Consider the following 19,527-nt stretch of genomic DNA (forward strand, 5'->3'; position numbering starts at 1 on the left):
CATGCCGTTGTTTATCTTAATTATTTTTGTTTTTGGAATTGGAGCGTTCACCATGACGACATCAACCACATCAAGCGTTCGCGGGATTCGCATTAACAACCCGCTTAACATTCGCATTGCACCAAATGCATGGCAAGGCAAGGTGACGCCGTCACGCGATAAAGCCTTTGAAACCTTTCAAGCGCCCGAATGGGGCTTTCGTGCGGGCGCCATTTTGCTGCGTAACTATCAGCGCCGCCATGAGCTGCACACTTTAACGGAAATCATTCACCGCTTTGCACCACCAAACGAAAACCACACGGCCAACTATGCACGCTTTGTCGCGGGGCGCGTTGGTGTGGGTATGGATGAGCGCATTGATTTGGTGAACAACAAGCCGCTGTTGGTCGAAGTGCTTCACGCGATGAGCATCATGGAAGTGGGTCGCCACTACAGCAAAAACACGGTGCTGAAAGGCGTCAATCTGGTTTAGGGAGAAACACAACATGTTTGAACGTTCAACATTAAAAGGCTTAACACTGCTTGGCTCGGTTATCGCTGCGGCGACGGGCTACGGCCATTTATTCAGCGTGGAGCTGACTGATACGGGCGTGAATTTTGGCGGCGCGGTTGGCTTAGCCATTCCCGCCGTGATTGGCGCGTATGAGTCGCTGCCGGACAAGTGGAAACCAAGCAAAAAAGTAGGGGGCTTGGATGGAAAACGCCCTTATTAACGCCTTATCGGGTCTGGGGTTTTCGTCCGAGTCGCTGGTCATGTTTGTGCTTATCGGCATGAATCTGAAGTACCAAATCGCCATCAATAAACAGCTTACCCAAGGGCTGCAAGATGTACGCGAAAGCGTGTTGGTGCTCACGGCCAAACAGACAGATTAAAGAGTATTTATCATGACAGATTCAGTTAAACCGCTTCCAACGGGAAGCACGGATAAAAAAGTCGAGCACATTGCCGACTACCTAGAGCGCGCCATGGCAGAAGTGGCGCTTGCTGGCAATGCGCCTGACAACCTATTGCGAAACCCAAGCTTTGCGGAGTATTACAGCGCAACGCTTTCGAATGATATTTTGTACGGCCACGCGGTAGACAAAGCCAAATCTTTTAACTTCATGAAAGGCATTGCAAAACCCATTTGTCCATCGTGGAGCATTGAGGTTCAACACGGCGGCAGTATCAGTTATTGCAAAGTGAAATCCGGCCGATATGGCACAGCCGACCTGCACCAAAACAAGGATGGTAACGCCGTTATGTTTGGTGGTCTCGGCATGACGGGTAACGGTGCCAATGCGGTGTTGTTCCAAGAGTTTGATACGCCAACGCTGATTGAAGATGGTGAGCAAAACTATTACGCCTATGTGCGTTGTTGTCAGGCAGGTGGCCCGCAAAAGATTCGCTTTGGTATTTGTGATTTGGACGGAGACGGCAACGCAACCAGTATCCGAGCGTCACGCACCATTGAACTTCCGGCGGGTTTGTACGACGTAAAAGAGTTCTGGCTTGAAATCCCAAGTCTGGCCGAAGGTGGCGCGACCATTAACTATCGTAAACGTGCGTTTTTCATCGAAAGCGCCGCGCGGGGCGTGTTGTCCGTGGAAGGTGCAGGGGTGTACTACGGCAAAGCCGGACAAGTGCCAAAACTCAATTACACCAATCAAGGCATCGGAAAAGAGTTCATTATCACCAAGAAGTTCTCAAAAGCAGACCCAACCTTTTTCCTACCTTGCGTTGAGGGTTGTTACCCCATTGATAAACACCTGTCGTTTATCATCATGGGCAACCAAGGTTTTGAGTTTGAGTTTCAAGCGCGGGACACCGATTTCAGCTTGGGCGATGATGGCACCGTCACGATGTCGAACATTGGTATGGTGAGCTCAACGGCAAATGCGCAGGTTCGCGGCTTCTTTAGCCAAAACCTATACATGAACTTTTTCGATGTCGCACCGCCGTTAGTGTAAGCAATGAAAGCCAAGGCTTAAACCGTGCGAACTGGTTCGAAACGTCATTAATGACGATTTACACAGCGAGTAGGGAGCCGATACTTTTGGCGGGTCGATTGACCTCGACAGGCTTCAAACGAATGCCACCAAAGCAGAGGCCTAAAAAAGCCGAACCCTTAGCGATGGGGTTCGGCTTTTTTTGATGGTAATCAAATTAACAGCACTAACAATAAGCACAAGCTTGCTTAAAATCACCCTTCATATAACATAGGCCTCGGTTTGCGGGTAGATCTTGGGTTGCGTATCGCAATCAGTGAAAACAAAGTCGCCAAGACTAGCCCTTTAACGATTTGACGGATTCTTTCCGATTCACCTCGGTGCAGAAGAGTACCCGCAAACCATTAATTCTCTCCTAGAGCCTAAGAAAATGAATTCTATCAAGTCACTAAAAAGTTGCGTTACAAGAAAAGACTTGGCGAGGCTTCTTAGCTGCGCGCCATCTCACTTAACTTATGTTCTATATAAAGTACCTGCTGCCACAAAATACAAACAGTTTCCTGTGAGTAAGAAGAGTGGAGGGAGCAGGCAAATTAATGCGCCTACGAAAGAGCTAAAGAATATACAACGTCGTTTAGCAAACTTACTTCAAGACTGTATTGAAAACATAAGCGAAGAGAATGATTATGAAAATAGTGCCGCTCATGGCTTTGTTCGCAAGCGCTCTATCATTTCTAATGCAGAAATGCACAAACGGCAAAAAAACGTAGCGAACTTAGACCTAGAAAACTTTTTTGATTCCTTCAACTTTGGTCGAGTTAGAGGGTTCTTTATAAAAAACAGACACTTTGCTTTGTCTGAAGAGGTTGCTACTACGATTGCACAAATTGCATGTCATAATGGTATTTTGCCGCAAGGCAGCCCTTGCTCACCTGTTATTACTAATCTTATCGCGCACACCCTCGACGTTAGACTAATAAATCTTGCAAGTAAGCATTCTTGTGTCTACACGCGTTACGCAGACGATCTTACATTCTCAACAAGAAAAGCAACTTTTCCTCCTCAGATACTTAGAGAAGAAGACGGAAAAATAATTCCAAGCAAGACTCTCCGCAATGAAATTAGGCGTGCAGGCTTTTCGATTAATCATAAAAAAACAAGAATACAGTATAAAGACTCTAGGCAGGATGTTACTGGTTTGGTTGTCAACCAAAAGGTAAATGTAAGCAGCGATTATTCGCGACTTACTAAGGCCATGTGTCATAGCTTATACACTAGAGGTTTCTATACCAAAGAGGAAAATGGCCAATTGGTTCATGGAACGATAAAGGAGCTAAATGGACGACTTAACTTTATTGATTCAATAGACAAATACAACCGAATAAATTATCCGGAAAAGCTGAGTGTCCATTACAACCATAAAACGCACGGATACCGAACAAGAATACTGCATAATGGCAGAGAAAAGACATTTAGTAAGTTTTTGTTCTATAGGCACTTTTTTGCAAACACTAAAGTCTGTGTCTTATGTGAAGGGAAGACTGACAATATTTATTTGAAATGCGCACTTGATTCAATAGGGAATCAATTCCCTAAACTTTATACGCCTGCGGGAAATGGCAAAGAAGCAGAAACACACATAGAGCTATTCAAATACTCTAAGAGAACGAGATTCTTGATGGAGTTATATGGCGGCAGCTCGTATTTGGGCGGCTTTATACAGAGCTACAAAGAAAGACTGAAGAGTTACAAAAAACTCCCTCTAACTAGACCGGTAATCATTTTATTAGATAACGATGAAGGGTTGAGCAAGCACATTAAAACGGAAATGAAAAATGCGCACGCTACCATTTACATAAATGGCAAAATCGTTACAAACTTCGATAGGAATATAAAGAAGGCAGATTTTGTCCACATTACCGACAATCTGTACGCAATATTAACGCCATTAAAAGCAGATGGTTCAGATTCTATGATAGAGGACTTCTTTGAACTTGCCGTTTTGAATAGACAGGTGAACGGAAGAACCTTTGACCCTAAAGAAGAAAAGAAACCACCGGAAAAATTCTACAACAAGAATACATTTGCAACCCAAGTTGTTGAAGCAGACAAAAAAAACATCAACTTCAATGGATTTAAGTCCATTTTCGAACGAATTTCTTTAGCAATTAATCATTTTGAATCCAGAACCTAGTAGCTTGCTACTTTAATTTGCTAGGTATCCATTCGGCGGCTTTCATTCGACGGCCGCCACGAAACGGCAAGAGATTTTCCTTGGCAGGATAAACCTTGGGATACTCAAAGTGTCCGTACATTTCAACAAACTGACGATGTTCGTCACGCCAGAACACAAAGCTTTCCAATTCTTTAGGGCTGAACTCACGACCGGATGGTGTGATTAACACAGCGCGTTGCTCACAAACTCGGAAACCTGACCAACGGATGTCATTAGGCAAATAGCCAAGTGACTTGATGAGTAGAAGTTTTTCCGCCATCGGATTCACCGGAACAGTGCCATCTAACCAACGAACAACCGTCGGCTTGGTAACGTGGAAAAACTCGGCGCCTTGCTTAAGGGTTTTAAATTCGCGCCAGAATAGAGTGCAGAATGATTCGTGAAACATGACAACGCTCGCAATTTGATGAACAGACTAAAATTATTTTTTTCTTGTTTTTTCGCCTTAACCGAACGCCTCATAATGTGGCGGTAAGGGTATTGGGCGAGTTTTGTAGATTGCGGGAAACAATCGCCAGTAATAGTACAAACGACTTAAACGTTTAAAACTCACAAAATTAAAATTTACGGCTTGGTTATCAGACACTTATGAAAGGCTTAATCAAAGAGTTAGACTTTGTTAACAAAACACCCCTTAGTGCGCATTATATGTGTTATGTTAAATGAGATGTGCTCGTACGCCAAATGTTGCCAATGAGCACTCCTATTCCCCTGTGGATTTGAAATTTAAGGTCTCCATCATAACCATTAAACATAATGGCTATTTACCATAAAATACTTAATATAGATCTTAATAATCTATCGATTGTTAAGATCTATATTAATGCTTTTTCTACTTACAGAAATGGCTGTATAGCTTCAAAGATATCTTGTCTTCGAACTGGTTTGGAAATGAATCCATCCATACCTGCGTCAAGGCATTTATCTCTATCACTTTCTAGCGCATGAGCGGTTAATGCGATGATTGGAGTCTTGAAGCCTTTATCTCGGAGAAGCCTTGTTGCAGTAATCCCATCCATCACTGGCATCGAGACATCCATAAGAATCAGGTCGATTAAATCCTCGTTTTCCTCTAAGAACGTTAATGCTTCTGCTCCATGACTTGCGATATGAACATTATGACCAAGCTTATTTAAAATAAGCTTTATTACAAACTGATTCGACTCGGTATCTTCGACTACGAGAAGATCCATCGCTTTTATTGGTTGGTTGTTTTCTATTTTAACTGGACGATTTTGATTGCACCGAGTTAAAACGGGAATCTTAATAGTAAATGTTGAGCCGACATGCTCGTCACTTTTAACGATAATCTTGCCGCGCATCATTTCAACTAAATGCTTGGTTATTGCTAGCCCTAGTCCTGTACCACCAAAGCGTCTCGTGATGGAACGATCACCTTGATGAAATGCCGTAAATAGATGTTCTTGCTTGGCTTTAGATATACCAATTCCGGTGTCTGATATTGAAATTACAAGCTCGGAGTCTTGCTCAGATACTGAAACTTTTACTTCTCCTTCATCAGTAAACTTTATTGCATTCCCAATAAGATTAAACAGGATTTGAGATAATCGCGTAGAGTCAATCCAAAACTGTTTGTCGGTAGTTACCATGCAATTAAGTTTAAATTGAAGGCTCTTCTTCTTAGCTATTTGTTTTTGTTGAGAAATAACAAAAGTGACAGTGTCTCTTAAATTAACCCACTGCTCATTGAGTTGAAAGCGACCTGATTCAATTTTTGAGAGGTCAAGGATGTCGCTGATAATCGCGAGAAGCAACTCCGCTGAGCATTCCATTTGGCTCAGGGCATCGATTTGCTCTTCTGATAAGGTGGATTGTTTCAGAATATCGAGCATTCCAAGGACGGAATTTAGAGGGGTTCTAATTTCATGACTCATCATCGCTAAGAATTCTGACTTTGAGCGATTTGCAAGCTCTGCTTCTTCTCTTGCTTTAGCAAGCTGAGTTGTTCGCACTTCAACAATACGTTGTAACTTCTCTTTGGTCTCAATATCGATGACAGCCCTCTCAATTAAAGGCCGAAAGCGTCTTAAGGTTTCCTTATTTTCTATGCTAAAGTGCCCTTTCTTAGCACCAATAAGTAAGATGACCGTTTGTGTTACTTCTGAACGTATGCCCGTTAGGACTACCGAGTTTACATGGCTTTTTATAAAGCTGTTCAGGTTAATAAACTCCGCAAGCCTATCTGGTTCGAACAGCAGAATACATTCGCCATTCAGCGCCCTCTCAGATGCGTTACCGTGTAACCAAGATATGTTATCAAATACACTATTTGTCGATATCAACGTTTTGAAGGGGTACCTCTCATCATCACGAGTTAGAACGATAAAATCATCAAAGTTGATGTACTTCTTAAGGACATTATTTAATCCCGTAAATATCTCGTGCCGGTTTTTTGCTTCACTCATCGCGGATATCGCTGAAAGAATAGCTTTATTCTCATCGGCGAGCAGTCGTTCTCTTTGCCTAGCCTGTTTTAGTTCGACTAACGCTTCTTGCAGCGCTTCCTGTTGGTATATGTCTAAGTATTTATCTTTCATAAGGTTTATGGAATATCGCTGATGAAATCATCAGGTTTCCATGTCCATTCTCACCACCAATAAATCTACCTTGCTCACCAAAAGTAAAAGGGCAAATAAAAGGTAACTGTTCTAGTTCTTGGTTAATTTGTTCACAAACGCTATTCATGTCTTGCATTAAGTGCAACATAGGACCTGCGCAAAAGATGTTTATCACCCCAATTTTTCGAGATTCTTCTAATTTTTGATTAAAGGCTGCATTTACAACTTTAGCGGCGCGTGCAACGAGGTGTTCTCTGCTTCCTTTCATTAAAGTGAGTTCATCACCCTCTTCTATTCGTGTAAATAGCTCAATTCCTCCATCTCGCGTCTCACGAATTGGATGGGACAATTTGTAATATGGACGCTCATAGAGGTGGCCAGCGACACGCCCTAGTGGATAAGCACTCGAGTTTGTAAATAGCAGGTTGTTTTTACCTACTTGGTTATCTTGATGGTTTGTCCACTTTCTATAAACATTGAGGGCCGGTTCGTCATCAATTTCTAGCAAGCACCTATCGTTAGTTTTGGTTGCAACCCCTTTGATATTGGTTGGAGTGTGCCCAGCACTAAAAGCAATATCAACAGGCTGTGAGGAGTAAAATAATGTCAGACTTAAACCTGCAGTTTGAGAGCCTTGGGTGGTAATGACAGACCATTTTCCCGCGATATGATTATCAGCGGCTGAACCACCAATAATTGGGATCAGCGTACCAAACCTTTCATCTATAGATGCAATGATTGATTCCTCTTGCCCTGGAGTTGCATGAAGCAGTATTAAGTTTGGCACTTCTCCTACGCGGTTAGCGTTCTCAAGAGCCATATCTAAGGCTCTAGTTACACTGTCACCTGAATCATAGTTAGAAATACCAGTGCCATAAGCATGAGGCCCTGAATCATAAATTGCGAGCGCCGCAATCACCGGGCCCGTATGAAACCCCTGGTCTGTCATTACTGCTTGGCATGAACTGGCGCCATGAAAAGGCACACCGGGAAAATGCTCAAGAAACGCTTCTCGAATTAACTCGAAGTCGTACTCTTCCGTGTAGTAGCACATCACGTAAGACAAGTTCTGTTGTGTCAGTTCGGACCTAAGCGTTTTTATCGCTGAGTCTTCATCTTTAATATGAGTAAAAACTGATTGGCAATGCATACGATTTTATAATTGGGTATCACTCTGCTGTTATACCATTCCAACCAATTTTCTCTAGGTAAGAAGGTGAAAATTTCATTAAGAAGTTGCGATTATCTCGTGACAGATCGTATTTATAATTGAACTACAACAATGTTTTCGCCTTTTTTAAAGGTGATTTTTTTTGATTCAGGCATTGTGTCCCATTCTATTTTCTTATGCTCTCGATCGAGATTGATAAATTCGCCAGATTGATTTGGATCAATTTTTAGAGTGCTACTTTTTATCGTTTCGAGCGAAATTCCCGTTGAGTCACGATTAATTGTGATTATTTCACCTTCAATTGTTACATCGCATCGTTCTTTTTGTGAACAGTCAATGCTAGTAACGCTCTCGTGTGTAAAGGTACGCCAGAAAAATGCGCCTATTAACACACTGAGCATGATTAAGATTTGTGCAAGTCGCGCCTTTGTTAACTTTTGTGCAGGCATAATTACTAATATCCTTGTTACAAACTTCAAACTTTTTAAATAAAAAATGATTTCCAGGGGGCCAGTAAGGTTACTACCCTGTCATTGAATTGTTAATTCAAGTATAGTGTCACGCTGAAAATGCCACTTTTTATTAAAGTCAGCAATGGAAATAAGGTGATGATAACACTTGAATTCTAGAGTTTACTTGGGTGGTGTTACGACGCAAGTCGTGTTGGAAGTAAAAGTGTAGTTAATTAGAAATTGGAAGCATGCAAATGAGCCAAGTAAAGCAGCTTGAACAAAACTACAACTATACAGTCGTTCGCCAATTTACCCTTGTGACCATTTTATGGGGCATAGTTGGTATGGCTGTTGGTGTTTTGATTGCCGCTCAATTAGTTTGGCCACAGCTAAACTTTGATACGCCGTGGTTGACGTACAGTCGCTTACGTCCACTGCATACTAATGCGGTAATTTTTGCGTTTGGTACAAGTGCTCTGTTCGCAACGTCTTATTATGTTGTACAGCGCACATGTCAAACACGTCTTTTTGGTGGCCCACTCGTTGCCTTCACCTTTTGGGGTTGGCAAGCAATCATCCTGGCAGCAGCCATTACTTTGCCTCTCGGTTTAACATCGGGTAAAGAGTATGCTGAGCTAGAATGGCCTATTGATATCGCAATTGCGCTAGTATGGGTATCATATGCGGTGGTGTTCTTCGGCACACTGGTGAAGCGAAACACGTCACATATTTATGTGGCAAACTGGTTCTTCGGTGCCTTTATTATCACAGTAGCAGTACTTCACATCGTGAACAGCATGGCTATTCCTGTGTCACTTGGTAAATCGTACTCGATTTACTCAGGCGCAGTGGATGCGATGGTTCAGTGGTGGTATGGACACAATGCGGTAGGTTTCCTACTCACCGCTGGTTTCCTAGGCATGATGTACTACTTCGTTCCTAAACAAGCTGAACGTCCTGTTTATTCTTACCGTCTATCTATCGTTCACTTCTGGGCGCTTATTTCTCTATATATTTGGGCAGGCCCTCACCACCTTCACTATACAGCGCTACCGGACTGGACTCAGTCTCTAGGTATGGTGATGTCGCTGGTTCTATTTGCTCCTTCTTGGGGTGGTATGATCAACGGTATTATGACGTTATCTGGTGCATGGCATAAGCTTCGTTATGACCCTATCCTACGTTTCCTAATCGTTTCTTTGTCATTCTACGGTATGTCTACCTTTGAAGGTCCAATGATGTCGATTAAGACAGTTAACGCACTTTCTCACTACACAGACTGGACCATTGGTCACGTTCACTCTGGTGCGTTAGGTTGGGTTGCGATGGTTTCTATCGGCTCTGTATATCACTTAGTACCTCGCCTATTTGGCCAAGAGCGTATGTACTCTGTTGGTCTAGTTAATGTGCATTTCTGGCTAGCAACAATCGGTACCGTTCTTTACATCGTTGCGATGTGGATCTCTGGTGTAATGCAAGGTCTGATGTGGCGCGCGGTTAACTCTGACGGTACGCTAACTTACAGCTTTGTTGAGTCTGTAGAAGCGTCTTATCCGTTCTACTTTGTACGTTTCTTAGGTGGATTTATCTTCCTATCTGGTATGTTCCTAATGGCATACAACACGTACAAAACGGTAAGTGCACCAAAAGAAAGCCTAAAAGCTATCCCACATCCGGCATAAGGAGATTTAAGAATGAGTAATAATTCTAATAATCGCCACGAAATCTTAGAACGTAATGTCGGTTTGTTGGCTATTTTTATCGTGTTTGCTATCAGCTGGGGTGCTCTTGTAGAGATCACTCCTCTGATTTTCCAAAAGCAAACGACTGAACCTGTAGAGAATCTGCGTGCTTACACTCCTCTGGAGATGGAAGGCCGTGATATCTACATCCGTGAAGGTTGTAACGTTTGTCACAGCCAGATGGTTCGTCCTTTCCGCTCAGAGACTGAACGTTACGGTCACTACTCTGTTGCTGGTGAGAGTGTTTGGGAACACCCATTCCTTTGGGGCTCTAAGCGTACAGGCCCGGATTTAGCTCGTGTTGGTGGTCGTTATTCTGACGAATGGCACCGTGTTCACCTGTTAGATCCTCGTGAGCTTGTACCTGAGTCAAACATGCCAGGTTTCCCGTGGCTAGCTGAAAACGTTTTAGACGGTAAGCTAACTCAGAAGAAACTTGAGCTATTTCGTGATCAGTTCGGCGTTCCATACACTGATGAAGAGATCGCGAATTCGGCTAAAGAAGTAGAAGGTAAAACAGAGATGGATGCAATCATCGCTTACCTTCAGTCTCTTGGTCATGCAATGAAGTAAGGGGATCATATGGATTTCGGTACAATTCATAGTATTTATACCGTTGTACTCTTCGCTAGTTTTATTGGCATCGTATGGTGGGCATTTAGTAAAAAGCGTAAAGCACGCTTTGAAGAAGATGCCAACCTGGTGTTTGCTGACGAAGAACAAAAGACCCCTAATAACCAAGGAGTGAAGAAGTAATGACTACATTCTGGAGTCTCTGGATTATCGTGATTACTGTCGGTACGCTAGTAGGCTGTGCGATTCTCCTGACTTGGTGCGCTAAAGATAAAATGGGCGTCGAGGAAGGGGAAGACATGGGCCACGAGTACGATGGTATTCGCGAGCTAAACAACCCTCTACCAAAGTGGTGGACTTACCTGTTTGTAAGCACATTTGTGTTCGCAGCAGTTTACCTTGCCCTATTCCCAGGTCTAGGTAGCTTCAAGGGCTTTTTAAACTGGCAGAGTTCGGCTCAAACCGTTCGCTCACTAGAAGAGTCAAAAGAAGCCATCGCTGCAGCACAAGAGAACAAGCAACTAAACCAATATGCAAAAGAACTGGATGATGCCGACGCTTACTTCGGCGAAGCATTCCGTAAACTCGCGCACAATGACAGTGGTCTACGCCCAATTCCTGAAATTGCGCAAGATCCTGAAGCATTAAAAGTTGGCCAACGTTTGTTTTTGCAAAACTGTTCTCAATGTCACGGCTCTGATGCTCGTGGTCAGAAAGGTTTCCCTAACCTAACTGATGATGCATGGCTATACGGCGGTGAACCAGCTGCAATCGTAACAACCATCATGCATGGCCGTATTGGTCAAATGCCAGCATGGAAAGATGCGCTTGGTGAGCAAGGTGTGCAAGAAGTTGTAAGCTACACACTTAGCCTATCTGGTCGTAAAGTGAATGCTCGTGAAGCAGCGGCAGGTAAAGCACGTTTCGTCGTGTGTGCAGCTTGTCACGGTACTGATGGTAAGGGTAACCCTGCAGTCGGTGCACCTGACCTTACAGACCAAGATTGGCTATTTGGCGACTCTCGTGCAGCTGTAACCGAAACCGTAATGAACGGCCGCTCAGGTGTAATGCCCGCGTGGAAAGACATTTTGGGTGAAGATAAAGTTCAGCTCGTTGCCTCTTATGTCTGGAGCTTAAGTAACTCAGAGAGTAAGTAACTGAGATATTAAGTAACATAGCAATAACAGCCCCTTTCATAGGGGCTGTCTTTCCTTTAAATTTAACGCCTTACATTTTTTCATTTAGCTGTTGAGAACTTTTTTATGGTAAAGCCTTGGTATAAACAATTTTGGCCGTGGTTCCTAATCATCCTTCCTCTTACTGTCGTAGTTTGGACTGTGATTACTGTGGTCGTTTTCTCGAACAACTCTGTTTCTTTAGTCGCCGAGGATTACTATAAAAAAGGCAAAGGCATTAACATCGACATTAGTAAAATGAATGTCGCTCGTGACCTAGGTCTTAACGCAGAGATTTCTTCTGAAAATAACAATGTTGTGATTGTTTTCGCTAAAGGGAAGCTATCTCATTACCCTGCTCTAACGGCCACTTTCACTCATCGTACTCTTCCTGATCGTGACTTTACAAAGCTCGTTACGGCGGATGCATCTGGTAATTACCGCCTAACGGCAGAAGAATCTATTCAAGGTCCTTGGTTTGTCGAACTACAACCACATGACCAACAATGGATGATCCAAGGTAAAGTTGAATTTCCTGCCTCGTCAACACCGTTAATGAAGTAAGCATATGTGTGAATCCTGTTATCACTGTGGTGAAGATGTACCAGCCAACACGGATTTTAAAGTTGATATACTCGGTGAATCCCGCAAGATGTGTTGTCCTGGCTGCGAGACGGTTGCTCAAACCATCGTAGACAGCGGCTTAGTATCCTACTATCAATATAGAACTGCGCCTGCGGAAAAAGCAGATTTAGTACCAGAGCAACTCCAAGCTTTAATTCATTATGATAATGAAGATGTACAATCAGAATTTGTGCGAAATCGTGAAAATGTCTCTGAAGTAACTCTTTCTTTAGAAGGCGTTTCATGTGCAGCTTGTGCGTGGTTAATCGAAAAGCAAGTCTCTAATACGGCTGGGTTAGTGTCTATCCGCGTGAATACAACCACTAACCGCGCATTACTAGCCTGGGACAAAACTCAGGTGCGATTAAGTGAGCTCCTATCTGTCATTCATAAATTGGGTTATAAAGCCGCACCATTTGAAGCTGATAAGCAAGAAGCCTCTTATCATCGAATGATGAAGCAATACTTATACAGATTAGGTATTGCTGGTTTAGCTACCATGCAAGTTATGATGCTAGCCGTCGCATTGTACCTAGAAGTTTTTGGTGACCTAGAACCGGAGTTTAAAAATTACTTTCGTTGGGTAAGTTTGATCTTTGCTACGCCAGTCCTACTCTACTCTGCTCTTCCGTTTTACTTAAATGCGTGGCGAAGCATCAAAGGCCGAACCCTCGGTATGGATGTGCCTGTCTCGATTGCACTTATTTTTGCCTATGTAGCCAGCTTAATAGCAACCGTTACAGAACAGGGCGAAGTCTTCTTCGAATCGATTTCAATGTTCACTTTCTTCCTATTGGTTGGACGATTTTTAGAGATGCGAGCGCGTCGCAAAGCCGCAGCGGCGAGTGGTAACCTATTAAAGTTGATCCCAGCGATCGCCACGACGCTGGATGGCGAGCAAATACCAGTGAAAACTCTAAAAGTTGGTGATCGTATTCGCGTCCTTCCTGGTGAACATATCCCAGCTGACGGCAAAGTTATTTCGGGTCGTATTCATATTGATGAATCCATGCTAACGGGTGAATCCGTACATGTTGTGAAACGAGAAGGCGATGCGGTTTATGCAGGAACACTAAACGGTGATGAGTCATTTGAGCTAGAGGTCATGAGTTCCAAAGCCGACTCAATGATTTCCAATATCGTGCGTTTACAAGATGAAGCTCAACACTCCAAACCTAAAATCGCAGAAATTGCAGACGTTGTTGCTCGTTACTTTGTTGGAGCAATTCTTATTATTTCTGCTGGTACTTGGTTTTACTGGCATCAAACAAAACCAGATGATGCGTTTTGGATCATGCTATCCGTATTGGTAGCCACCTGTCCATGTGCCCTGTCTCTTGCGACTCCAACTGCTCTAACTTGTGCTACCTCTCGTATGGGAAACTTTGGCATTTTGCTTCGTAAAGGTCATGTGTTCGAGACGCTATGTAAGATCAACCACTTAGTTGTAGATAAAACAGGTACTCTGACGAAAGGCGATATTGAGATCTGCGATACAAAAGTGTTGAGTGATCTTCCAAAAGAAGATTGTCTCTCTCTAGCCGCAGCATTAGAAGCTCATGCAAACCATCCTATCGCTCGCTCTTTTGCAAGTTACGCCAATGACGACTTTGTTGTGTATGAAGTGCAAAACGTGATTGGTTCAGGGATTGAGGGGATCTGGAATGGCAAAATCGTTAAGATAGGCAGTGCGGTTTTTGTTCAAGGCAAGGAAAGCGATGAAAGCCATGCGGTCTATCTTTCAGTTGATGGCGAGCATGTCGCTAGCTTTTACTACCGCGACCCTATCCGAAAAGAAAGCAAAGCCTTTGTTCAACGTTTTGCTGACGCTGGAATTAAGACAACGCTGCTAACAGGTGACTCTCTCTCAAACGCTCGACCTGTAGCGAATGAAATTGGTATCGATCACGTCGTTGCGTCAGCAAAACCAGAAGACAAACTCGCGTACCTTAAGAGTCTTGATGAAGACAGTATCACAATGATGGTTGGCGATGGCATCAATGACGCACCTACTCTCGCCGGAGCTCATCTTTCTGTTGCAATGGGCGGTGGTACGGATGTCGCTAAAGCATCTGCAGATATGACGTTACTTGGGGATAATCTCGAAAAGCTACTAGAGGCACGTTTGCTTGCACTGCGTACAAGAAAGATTATTCGAGAAAACTTGGCTTGGTCTTTGGGTTACAACCTGTTAATTTTGCCTTTAGCTGTCGCTGGTTTAGTGGCTCCCTACATTGCAGTAGTTGGCATGTCTGCAAGCTCAATTATCGTTGTATCTAACTCTTTGCGCCTGCTCAAAGAGAAATAAGTAGAGAAAGCAAACATGGAAAGTCTTTATATATTGATTCCCATCGCTATCGTTCTCGTTTGTGTTGCTGTTGCCGTTTTTCTTTGGGCAGTAAGAAGTGATCAGTTTGAAGATCTAGAACGACAAGGACATAACATTCTTCTTGATGAAGAAGACAAATCTAATAGTGATAAAAAATAGCAACCTTTATGACTCCTGACTTTATTGGTGCTTTGATGATCGGCCTCGTCGGGGCCGGTCATTGCATGGGAATGTGTGGTGGTATCGCGTCTCTGCTTACCATGGGCTCTTCTACAAGTAAAAGCTCCCCCCTTATTCCACTCTTCTACAACCTAGGGCGATTGAGCAGCTATGCCGTAATCGGTGCATTAGTAGGCGGAGCAATATCAGGTTTATCTGAGCTAAGTGGATTAACGCATTCTCTTGCTTGGTTAAGGCTGATTGCCGCACTGTTCATGATTCTGGTTGCGCTTTATATTGCTAGATGGTGGCAAGGTTTACTGTTAATAGAAAAGTTAGGACAGCACATTTGGCGCTTTATCTCACCTGCTGGTAAGCGTTTGTTGCCATTAAAGCACCCTCTTCATGCTTTACCATTTGGCTTCATTTGGGGCTGGTTACCATGCGGCTTGGTTTATTCTGCGCTAACTTGGTCGGCGGTTTCAGGCAGCGCAATAAACGGTGGTCTTATTATGCTCGCGTTTGGCCTCGGAACACTTCCGGCAATGCTGATTATTGGATATGGTGCCAACCATTTTCAGAAATTACAAAAATCGTTAATATTTAGAAATATTTCAGCATTAATCCTTATTGGGTATGGTTCGTACACTGCTGTAGGAGCCATGGAGTTACTCGGTTTCATATAACGTTAAACTCTATTGAGGTGACATTTTTGCTACCCTTTAGGATTAAGCGATGCTAAAATATTGATGTATATCAAATAGTGAAAGGTTGTTATGATTTCTGAAAAACCTGCAACAAAGCGTATCCAATCAGGCGGTTGCGCCATTCATTGCCAAGATTGTAGCATTAGTCAGCTGTGTATCCCGTTCACTCTGAATGAGGCAGAACTTGATCAGCTTGACCAAATCATCGAACGTAAGAAGCCTATCCAAAAAGGACAAGAGCTTTTTAAGGCTGGTGACGAGCTAAAATCTCTGTACGCTATCCGCTCTGGTACCATCAAGAGCTATACGATCACAGAGCAAGGTGATGAGCAAATCACAGCGTTTCACTTGGCCGGAGACCTAGTTGGTTTCGATGCCATTACAGGTGACTCCCACCCTAGCTTTGCTCAAGCGCTTGAAACGTCGATGGTATGTGAAATCCCATACGAAATTTTAGACGACCTATCAGGTAAAATGCCTAAGCTTCGCCAGCAAATTATGCGTTTGATGAGTAACGAAATTAAAGGTGATCAGGAAATGATTTTGCTTCTTTCTAAAAAGAATGCAGAAGAACGTCTAGCGGCTTTCCTATACAACCTATCAACTCGTTTTTCTCAACGTGGCTTCAGCCCTAGAGAGTTTCGTTTAACGATGACTCGTGGTGATATTGGTAACTATCTTGGTCTTACAGTGGAAACAATCAGTCGCTTGTTGGGTCGTTTCCAGAAATCCGAGATCCTAAGTGTAAAAGGTAAATATATCACTATCTTAGACCACGATGCATTGATGGAACTTGCTGGTGTAACTAAAGAATAATACACCCCAATTATTGATGTAGCTCGAAAATGAGCTACATCATGTTTCTCATAAATTCCTTTCGAAAGTCCTCAAAAAGTTACCCAAACTAAGCTACAGTAAAAATGTACGGTGAGTACTCCAAAATACTGATTTAATTTATATTCAGTATCTGGTTTTGCAATAGAAGTGGGCTTAGTTATGAGTATATACAGTAAGATCCTTGTTGTAGCTGACATCAATAATGATGAGCAGCCCGCACTTGCAAGAGCTGTTCAATTAGCTCAAAAAAGTGTATCTAGAAGCCGAATCACTTTCTTTTTATCCATTTACGATTTCTCTTATGACATGACGTCAATGCTATCAGTGGATGAAAGAGATGCTATGCGTCGAGGTGTTATCCATCAACGTGAGCAGTGGATGCGTAAAATTGCTCAACCTTATCTAAACGATGGCTTCGACTTTGATGTATGTGTCGTCTGGCACAACCGTCCTTACGAAGCAATTATCGCTGAGGTCTATGCAGGCAGCCATGACCTAGTCATTAAAGGCACACGTAAGCACGACGTGTTAGAATCTGTGATTTTCACTCCGACCGATTGGCACTTGTTACGTAAATGCCCTATCCCAGTACTTCTGATTAAAAATGCAGATTGGCCAGAACAAGCAAGCATTCTTGCCTCGGTGCACGTAGGCTCTGAAAATCCAACTCATATTGATCTCAACGATGCCATGGTCGAGCGACTAAAAGAAGTCACCACCCGACTGGATGCCAAACCATACCTTGTTAATGCGTATCCCGTTACACCGGCGAACATTACCATTGAACTTCCTGAGTTTGATCCAACGACTTATACCGATGCCGTTCGAGGTCATCACTTAACTGCGATGAAAGCATTACGCCAAAAACACGGCCTTGATGAAGAGCAAACGATTGTTGAGCAAGGCTTACCTGAAGATGTCATTCCAGCAGCAGCAGAGCGCTTGAATGCTGCAATGGTTATTTTAGGCACCACAGGGCGAACCGGGCTTTCTGCTGTCTTTATTGGTAATACAGCTGAGCACGTGATCGATAAAATAAATTGCGATGTATTGGCTCTAAAACCAAAAGGCTACATTAGCCCTCTCGATCCAAATACAGCAACCTAATCTCTCCTTATTATTACTATGTATTGAGCGCTTTCAAATAAGCGCTAATAAATCCCCCGAATACAGGGGGATTTTTGTTTGGGAACAGTTAAAGCGTTGGGTACAAAAAAGGAGGTCTAATTGACCTCCTTTTTTACGAGTTAGATGTTCGTAACATCGATGAACATTGATTCATCAATATTCGTCGAAGAAACGACAGCCTCATTAAATTCATACTCTTCGCGGTTACCTTCACGATCTAGCGGTAAGTTAACAAAGTCGAACAATTCGCGGTCTGCTAGTTGGCTTGGGCTTACGTTTTGAATTGATTTAAAAATCGCTTCCACACGCCCTGGCGTCTTCTTATCCCATTCAATCAACATTGCTTTTATAGATTGACGCTGAAGGTTCTCTTGAGAGCCACAAAGGTTACACGGAATAATTGGGAAATCCTTGTGCTCAGCGTATTTGATCAGATCTTTTTCACGACAGTAAGTTAATGGACGAATGACCACGTTACGACCATCATCAGAGCGTAGTTTTGGTGGCATCGCTTTAAGGCGAGAGCCGTGGAACATATTCAAGAACATTGTTTCGACGATGTCATCCATGTGATGACCTAGCGCAAGCTTAGTTGCACCAATCTTCTCTGCAAATGAATACAGCGTACCACGTCGCAGGCGCGAACACAGACCACAAGTGGTTTTGCCTTCTGGCACTTTCTCTTTTACGACTGAATACGTGTCCTTATCTACGATGTAGTAAGGGATATTCAGTGTTTCGAAATACTCAGGCAGAATATGCTCAGGGAAGCCCGGTTGTTTTTGGTCTAGGTTTACCGCAACCACTTCAAATTTGATTGGCGCAGCTTTTTGAAGATTCAACAGGATATCAAGCATCGCGAATGAATCTTTACCACCGCTAATACATGCCATCACAACATCGCCTTCTTCGATCATGTTGTAATCAGTAATGGCATTTCCAACATGTCTTCTCAGGCGTTTCTGAAGCTTGTTGAATTCTAGGGTTTCTTTTCTTGTATCTATTTGGTTCATTGCGGGCTCTCACATCGCCGATAAATCGACTAGGACTTCCTAACATGGGTTTCTTTGGGGCGTGGATTATACGAGCTTTTTACGCAGGATTAAATGCTTGTCTTATTGAGTCTTTAAGAAAAGAGTGTGAAAGATACTTTAGTTACGGTCACAACTGAAAAAAGAGCCGCAATTGCAGCCCTTTCTAAACTCTCAGTGTTCACTTCTTTGCGTTAGGCAGATAAGGTAGCACTCGCATCGTCGATTCTGGTAGTGTCATTGTGCCACCTTGTCCTATTTCGCTTAGCGCGACCTGTATCTTGCCATTGACAATTGGCTTTTCGGTTCCGTTTGAGAAAATCACTTTATCATTCAGTTGATTTGCAAACTCCATCGTCACACCTTGAACTTCAGGTGTAAACCAACCCGCAAACATACCGCCTAAATCTTCCAGCATCGTCTGCATTTGAGGTAGAAGAGGCTTAAGTTGCTCGTAAGAAACATTACCCTGTAATGGCTCTTTGGTCATCACGACAAGTGAGTAATCGCAGCGAGTATCTTTTGGAGTATCGACAAAAACCAACGGATTCGCTGACTTTAAGTTTTTATCGACTGGCAGAGGCAACTCTTGTGAAGCAGGGATAACAAACTCTTCATAGTGCTCTTCTTTTTCCATCCAAGCTTTTTCTATTGTACAAATTTGCTTAGTTTTCGCGTCCACAAAGAAGACGCCAACTTTCACGTCGTCATGCCCTTCTTTATTGTTGTTTTTGAGTTGGGTGTATAACTTTGAGTATGTGAACATGTACTCTTGAGCTTGGGTTATTGGCGATACAAGAATTAGCGCCGCACTTCCCAATAGACTTAGGCTTAACTTTTTCATTTTATCCGTTA

21 protein-coding genes are annotated in these 19,527 nt (G+C 43.1%); 15 read left to right on the forward strand and 6 right to left on the reverse strand.

The window, feature by feature from the left end; translation table 11 throughout:
• Position 1: 1 nt before the first annotated feature.
• The 5 genes from CBX98_RS00375 to CBX98_RS00395 all read left to right on the forward strand — a co-directional run bounded on the left by CBX98_RS00375 (position 2) and on the right by CBX98_RS00395 (position 4,123).
• Complete coding sequence (locus CBX98_RS00375) at positions 2–472, forward strand: structural protein (protein WP_046876230.1); 471 nt, start codon at positions 2–4, stop codon at positions 470–472.
• 13 nt (positions 473–485) lie between these two features.
• Entirely contained in the window at positions 486–713 is a 228-nt protein-coding gene (locus CBX98_RS00380) for a hypothetical protein (RefSeq protein WP_017636136.1), read from the forward strand.
• Entirely contained in the window at positions 694–873 is a 180-nt protein-coding gene (locus CBX98_RS00385) for a hypothetical protein (RefSeq protein WP_017636135.1), read from the forward strand. The genes CBX98_RS00380 and CBX98_RS00385 overlap by 20 nt, the downstream gene beginning before the upstream one ends.
• A 12-nt stretch (positions 874–885) precedes the next feature.
• Positions 886–1,950 (forward strand): hypothetical protein, encoded by a 1,065-nt coding sequence (locus CBX98_RS00390; protein WP_109168340.1) that lies wholly within the window; start codon positions 886–888, stop codon positions 1,948–1,950.
• Positions 1,951–2,359: 409 nt separating this feature from the next.
• Positions 2,360–4,123, forward strand: coding sequence for a retron Ec67 family RNA-directed DNA polymerase/endonuclease (locus tag CBX98_RS00395; RefSeq protein ID WP_109168341.1), 1,764 nt, complete (start codon positions 2,360–2,362; stop codon positions 4,121–4,123).
• A 7-nt stretch (positions 4,124–4,130) separates the two neighbouring features.
• On the opposite strand, the gene CBX98_RS00400 is transcribed toward CBX98_RS00395, so the two are convergent.
• The 4 genes from CBX98_RS00400 to CBX98_RS00415 all read right to left on the reverse strand — a co-directional run bounded on the left by CBX98_RS00400 (position 4,131) and on the right by CBX98_RS00415 (position 8,364).
• Positions 4,131–4,553: a phage protein gene (locus CBX98_RS00400; RefSeq protein ID WP_069490294.1), complete on the reverse strand. Its 423-nt coding sequence runs from the start codon at positions 4,551–4,553 to the stop codon at positions 4,131–4,133.
• A gap of 448 nt (positions 4,554–5,001) precedes the next feature.
• Positions 5,002–6,723 carry an ATP-binding protein gene (locus tag CBX98_RS00405; protein ID WP_048626397.1) on the reverse strand — a complete coding sequence of 574 codons (1,722 nt, stop codon included), beginning with the start codon at positions 6,721–6,723 and terminating at the stop codon, positions 5,002–5,004.
• Positions 6,713–7,894 carry an FIST N-terminal domain-containing protein gene (locus CBX98_RS00410; RefSeq protein WP_109168342.1) on the reverse strand — a complete coding sequence of 394 codons (1,182 nt, stop codon included), beginning with the start codon at positions 7,892–7,894 and terminating at the stop codon, positions 6,713–6,715. Before CBX98_RS00410 ends, CBX98_RS00405 begins: the two co-directional genes overlap by 11 nt.
• A 113-nt stretch (positions 7,895–8,007) precedes the next feature.
• Entirely contained in the window at positions 8,008–8,364 is a 357-nt protein-coding gene (locus CBX98_RS00415) for a hypothetical protein (RefSeq protein ID WP_041852960.1), read from the reverse strand.
• 257 nt (positions 8,365–8,621) lie between these two features.
• On the opposite strand from CBX98_RS00415, the gene ccoN reads away from it, so the two are divergent.
• From ccoN to uspE, 10 genes are all read left to right on the forward strand, one after another.
• Entirely contained in the window at positions 8,622–10,049 is a 1,428-nt protein-coding gene (gene ccoN, locus CBX98_RS00420) for a cytochrome-c oxidase, cbb3-type subunit I (RefSeq protein WP_005396488.1), read from the forward strand.
• Between the two features lie 12 nt (positions 10,050–10,061).
• Positions 10,062–10,682, forward strand: a complete 621-nt coding sequence (ccoO, locus tag CBX98_RS00425; protein ID WP_005377475.1) for a cytochrome-c oxidase, cbb3-type subunit II — start codon at positions 10,062–10,064, stop codon at positions 10,680–10,682.
• 9 nt (positions 10,683–10,691) lie between these two features.
• Entirely contained in the window at positions 10,692–10,865 is a 174-nt protein-coding gene (locus CBX98_RS00430) for a CcoQ/FixQ family Cbb3-type cytochrome c oxidase assembly chaperone (RefSeq protein ID WP_005377485.1), read from the forward strand.
• On the forward strand, positions 10,865–11,839 hold the full coding sequence (ccoP, locus tag CBX98_RS00435) for a cytochrome-c oxidase, cbb3-type subunit III (protein WP_005377487.1): 975 nt from the start codon (positions 10,865–10,867) through the stop codon (positions 11,837–11,839). Before CBX98_RS00430 ends, ccoP begins: the two co-directional genes overlap by 1 nt.
• A 105-nt stretch (positions 11,840–11,944) precedes the next feature.
• Positions 11,945–12,421, forward strand: coding sequence for a FixH family protein (locus tag CBX98_RS00440; RefSeq protein ID WP_005396484.1), 477 nt, complete (start codon positions 11,945–11,947; stop codon positions 12,419–12,421).
• A 4-nt stretch (positions 12,422–12,425) separates the two neighbouring features.
• Positions 12,426–14,789, forward strand: a complete 2,364-nt coding sequence (locus CBX98_RS00445) for a heavy metal translocating P-type ATPase metal-binding domain-containing protein (protein ID WP_006742591.1) — start codon at positions 12,426–12,428, stop codon at positions 14,787–14,789.
• 15 nt (positions 14,790–14,804) lie between these two features.
• Positions 14,805–14,969, forward strand: coding sequence for a cbb3-type cytochrome oxidase assembly protein CcoS (gene ccoS, locus CBX98_RS00450; protein WP_012841826.1), 165 nt, complete (start codon positions 14,805–14,807; stop codon positions 14,967–14,969).
• An 8-nt stretch (positions 14,970–14,977) separates the two neighbouring features.
• Positions 14,978–15,655 (forward strand): sulfite exporter TauE/SafE family protein, encoded by a 678-nt coding sequence (locus tag CBX98_RS00455; protein WP_006742590.1) that lies wholly within the window; start codon positions 14,978–14,980, stop codon positions 15,653–15,655.
• A 90-nt stretch (positions 15,656–15,745) separates the two neighbouring features.
• Positions 15,746–16,492, forward strand: coding sequence for an FNR family transcription factor (locus CBX98_RS00460; RefSeq protein ID WP_005377497.1), 747 nt, complete (start codon positions 15,746–15,748; stop codon positions 16,490–16,492).
• A gap of 180 nt (positions 16,493–16,672) precedes the next feature.
• A complete protein-coding gene (gene uspE, locus CBX98_RS00465; protein WP_053807422.1) occupies positions 16,673–17,620 on the forward strand; it encodes a universal stress protein UspE in 948 nt (315 codons plus the stop codon).
• 140 nt (positions 17,621–17,760) lie between these two features.
• Here uspE and ttcA read toward each other — a convergent pair whose 3' ends face one another.
• Positions 17,761–18,654 (reverse strand): tRNA 2-thiocytidine(32) synthetase TtcA, encoded by an 894-nt coding sequence (gene ttcA / locus CBX98_RS00470; RefSeq protein ID WP_005377502.1) that lies wholly within the window; start codon positions 18,652–18,654, stop codon positions 17,761–17,763.
• 199 nt (positions 18,655–18,853) lie between these two features.
• The gene (locus CBX98_RS00475) at positions 18,854–19,516 is read right to left on the reverse strand and encodes a DUF2987 domain-containing protein (protein ID WP_109168343.1); all 663 of its coding nucleotides are present in this window, start codon (positions 19,514–19,516) and stop codon (positions 18,854–18,856) included.
• Between the last annotated feature and the right edge of the window lie 11 nt (positions 19,517–19,527).

It is taken from the genome of Vibrio sp. T9, assembly GCF_003123985.1.
GTDB lineage: Bacteria > Pseudomonadota > Gammaproteobacteria > Enterobacterales > Vibrionaceae > Vibrio > Vibrio diabolicus.

Excerpts from the sequence above, each read along its gene's own strand:
- CBX98_RS00440 (WP_005396484.1), top strand. The coding sequence starts at position 11,945 with ATGGTAAAGCCTTGGTATAAACAATTTTGGCCGTGGTTCCTAATCATC.
- ccoO (WP_005377475.1), top strand. The coding sequence starts at position 10,062 with ATGAGTAATAATTCTAATAATCGCCACGAAATCTTAGAACGTAATGTC.
- CBX98_RS00395 (WP_109168341.1), top strand. The coding sequence starts at position 2,360 with ATGAATTCTATCAAGTCACTAAAAAGTTGCGTTACAAGAAAAGACTTG.
- CBX98_RS00405 (WP_048626397.1), bottom strand. The coding sequence starts at position 6,723 with ATGAAAGATAAATACTTAGACATATACCAACAGGAAGCGCTGCAAGAA.
- CBX98_RS00375 (WP_046876230.1), top strand. The coding sequence starts at position 2 with ATGCCGTTGTTTATCTTAATTATTTTTGTTTTTGGAATTGGAGCGTTC.
- ttcA (WP_005377502.1), bottom strand. The coding sequence starts at position 18,654 with ATGAACCAAATAGATACAAGAAAAGAAACCCTAGAATTCAACAAGCTT.
- CBX98_RS00385 (WP_017636135.1), top strand. The coding sequence starts at position 694 with ATGGAAAACGCCCTTATTAACGCCTTATCGGGTCTGGGGTTTTCGTCC.
- ccoN (WP_005396488.1), top strand. The coding sequence starts at position 8,622 with ATGAGCCAAGTAAAGCAGCTTGAACAAAACTACAACTATACAGTCGTT.
- CBX98_RS00430 (WP_005377485.1), top strand. The coding sequence starts at position 10,692 with ATGGATTTCGGTACAATTCATAGTATTTATACCGTTGTACTCTTCGCT.
- CBX98_RS00380 (WP_017636136.1), top strand. The coding sequence starts at position 486 with ATGTTTGAACGTTCAACATTAAAAGGCTTAACACTGCTTGGCTCGGTT.
- CBX98_RS00390 (WP_109168340.1), top strand. The coding sequence starts at position 886 with ATGACAGATTCAGTTAAACCGCTTCCAACGGGAAGCACGGATAAAAAA.
- CBX98_RS00460 (WP_005377497.1), top strand. The coding sequence starts at position 15,746 with ATGATTTCTGAAAAACCTGCAACAAAGCGTATCCAATCAGGCGGTTGC.
- CBX98_RS00445 (WP_006742591.1), top strand. The coding sequence starts at position 12,426 with ATGTGTGAATCCTGTTATCACTGTGGTGAAGATGTACCAGCCAACACG.
- CBX98_RS00415 (WP_041852960.1), bottom strand. The coding sequence starts at position 8,364 with ATGCCTGCACAAAAGTTAACAAAGGCGCGACTTGCACAAATCTTAATC.
- ccoP (WP_005377487.1), top strand. The coding sequence starts at position 10,865 with ATGACTACATTCTGGAGTCTCTGGATTATCGTGATTACTGTCGGTACG.
- CBX98_RS00455 (WP_006742590.1), top strand. The coding sequence starts at position 14,978 with ATGACTCCTGACTTTATTGGTGCTTTGATGATCGGCCTCGTCGGGGCC.
- ccoS (WP_012841826.1), top strand. The coding sequence starts at position 14,805 with ATGGAAAGTCTTTATATATTGATTCCCATCGCTATCGTTCTCGTTTGT.
- CBX98_RS00410 (WP_109168342.1), bottom strand. The coding sequence starts at position 7,894 with ATGCATTGCCAATCAGTTTTTACTCATATTAAAGATGAAGACTCAGCG.
- uspE (WP_053807422.1), top strand. The coding sequence starts at position 16,673 with ATGAGTATATACAGTAAGATCCTTGTTGTAGCTGACATCAATAATGAT.
- CBX98_RS00400 (WP_069490294.1), bottom strand. The coding sequence starts at position 4,553 with ATGTTTCACGAATCATTCTGCACTCTATTCTGGCGCGAATTTAAAACC.
- CBX98_RS00475 (WP_109168343.1), bottom strand. The coding sequence starts at position 19,516 with ATGAAAAAGTTAAGCCTAAGTCTATTGGGAAGTGCGGCGCTAATTCTT.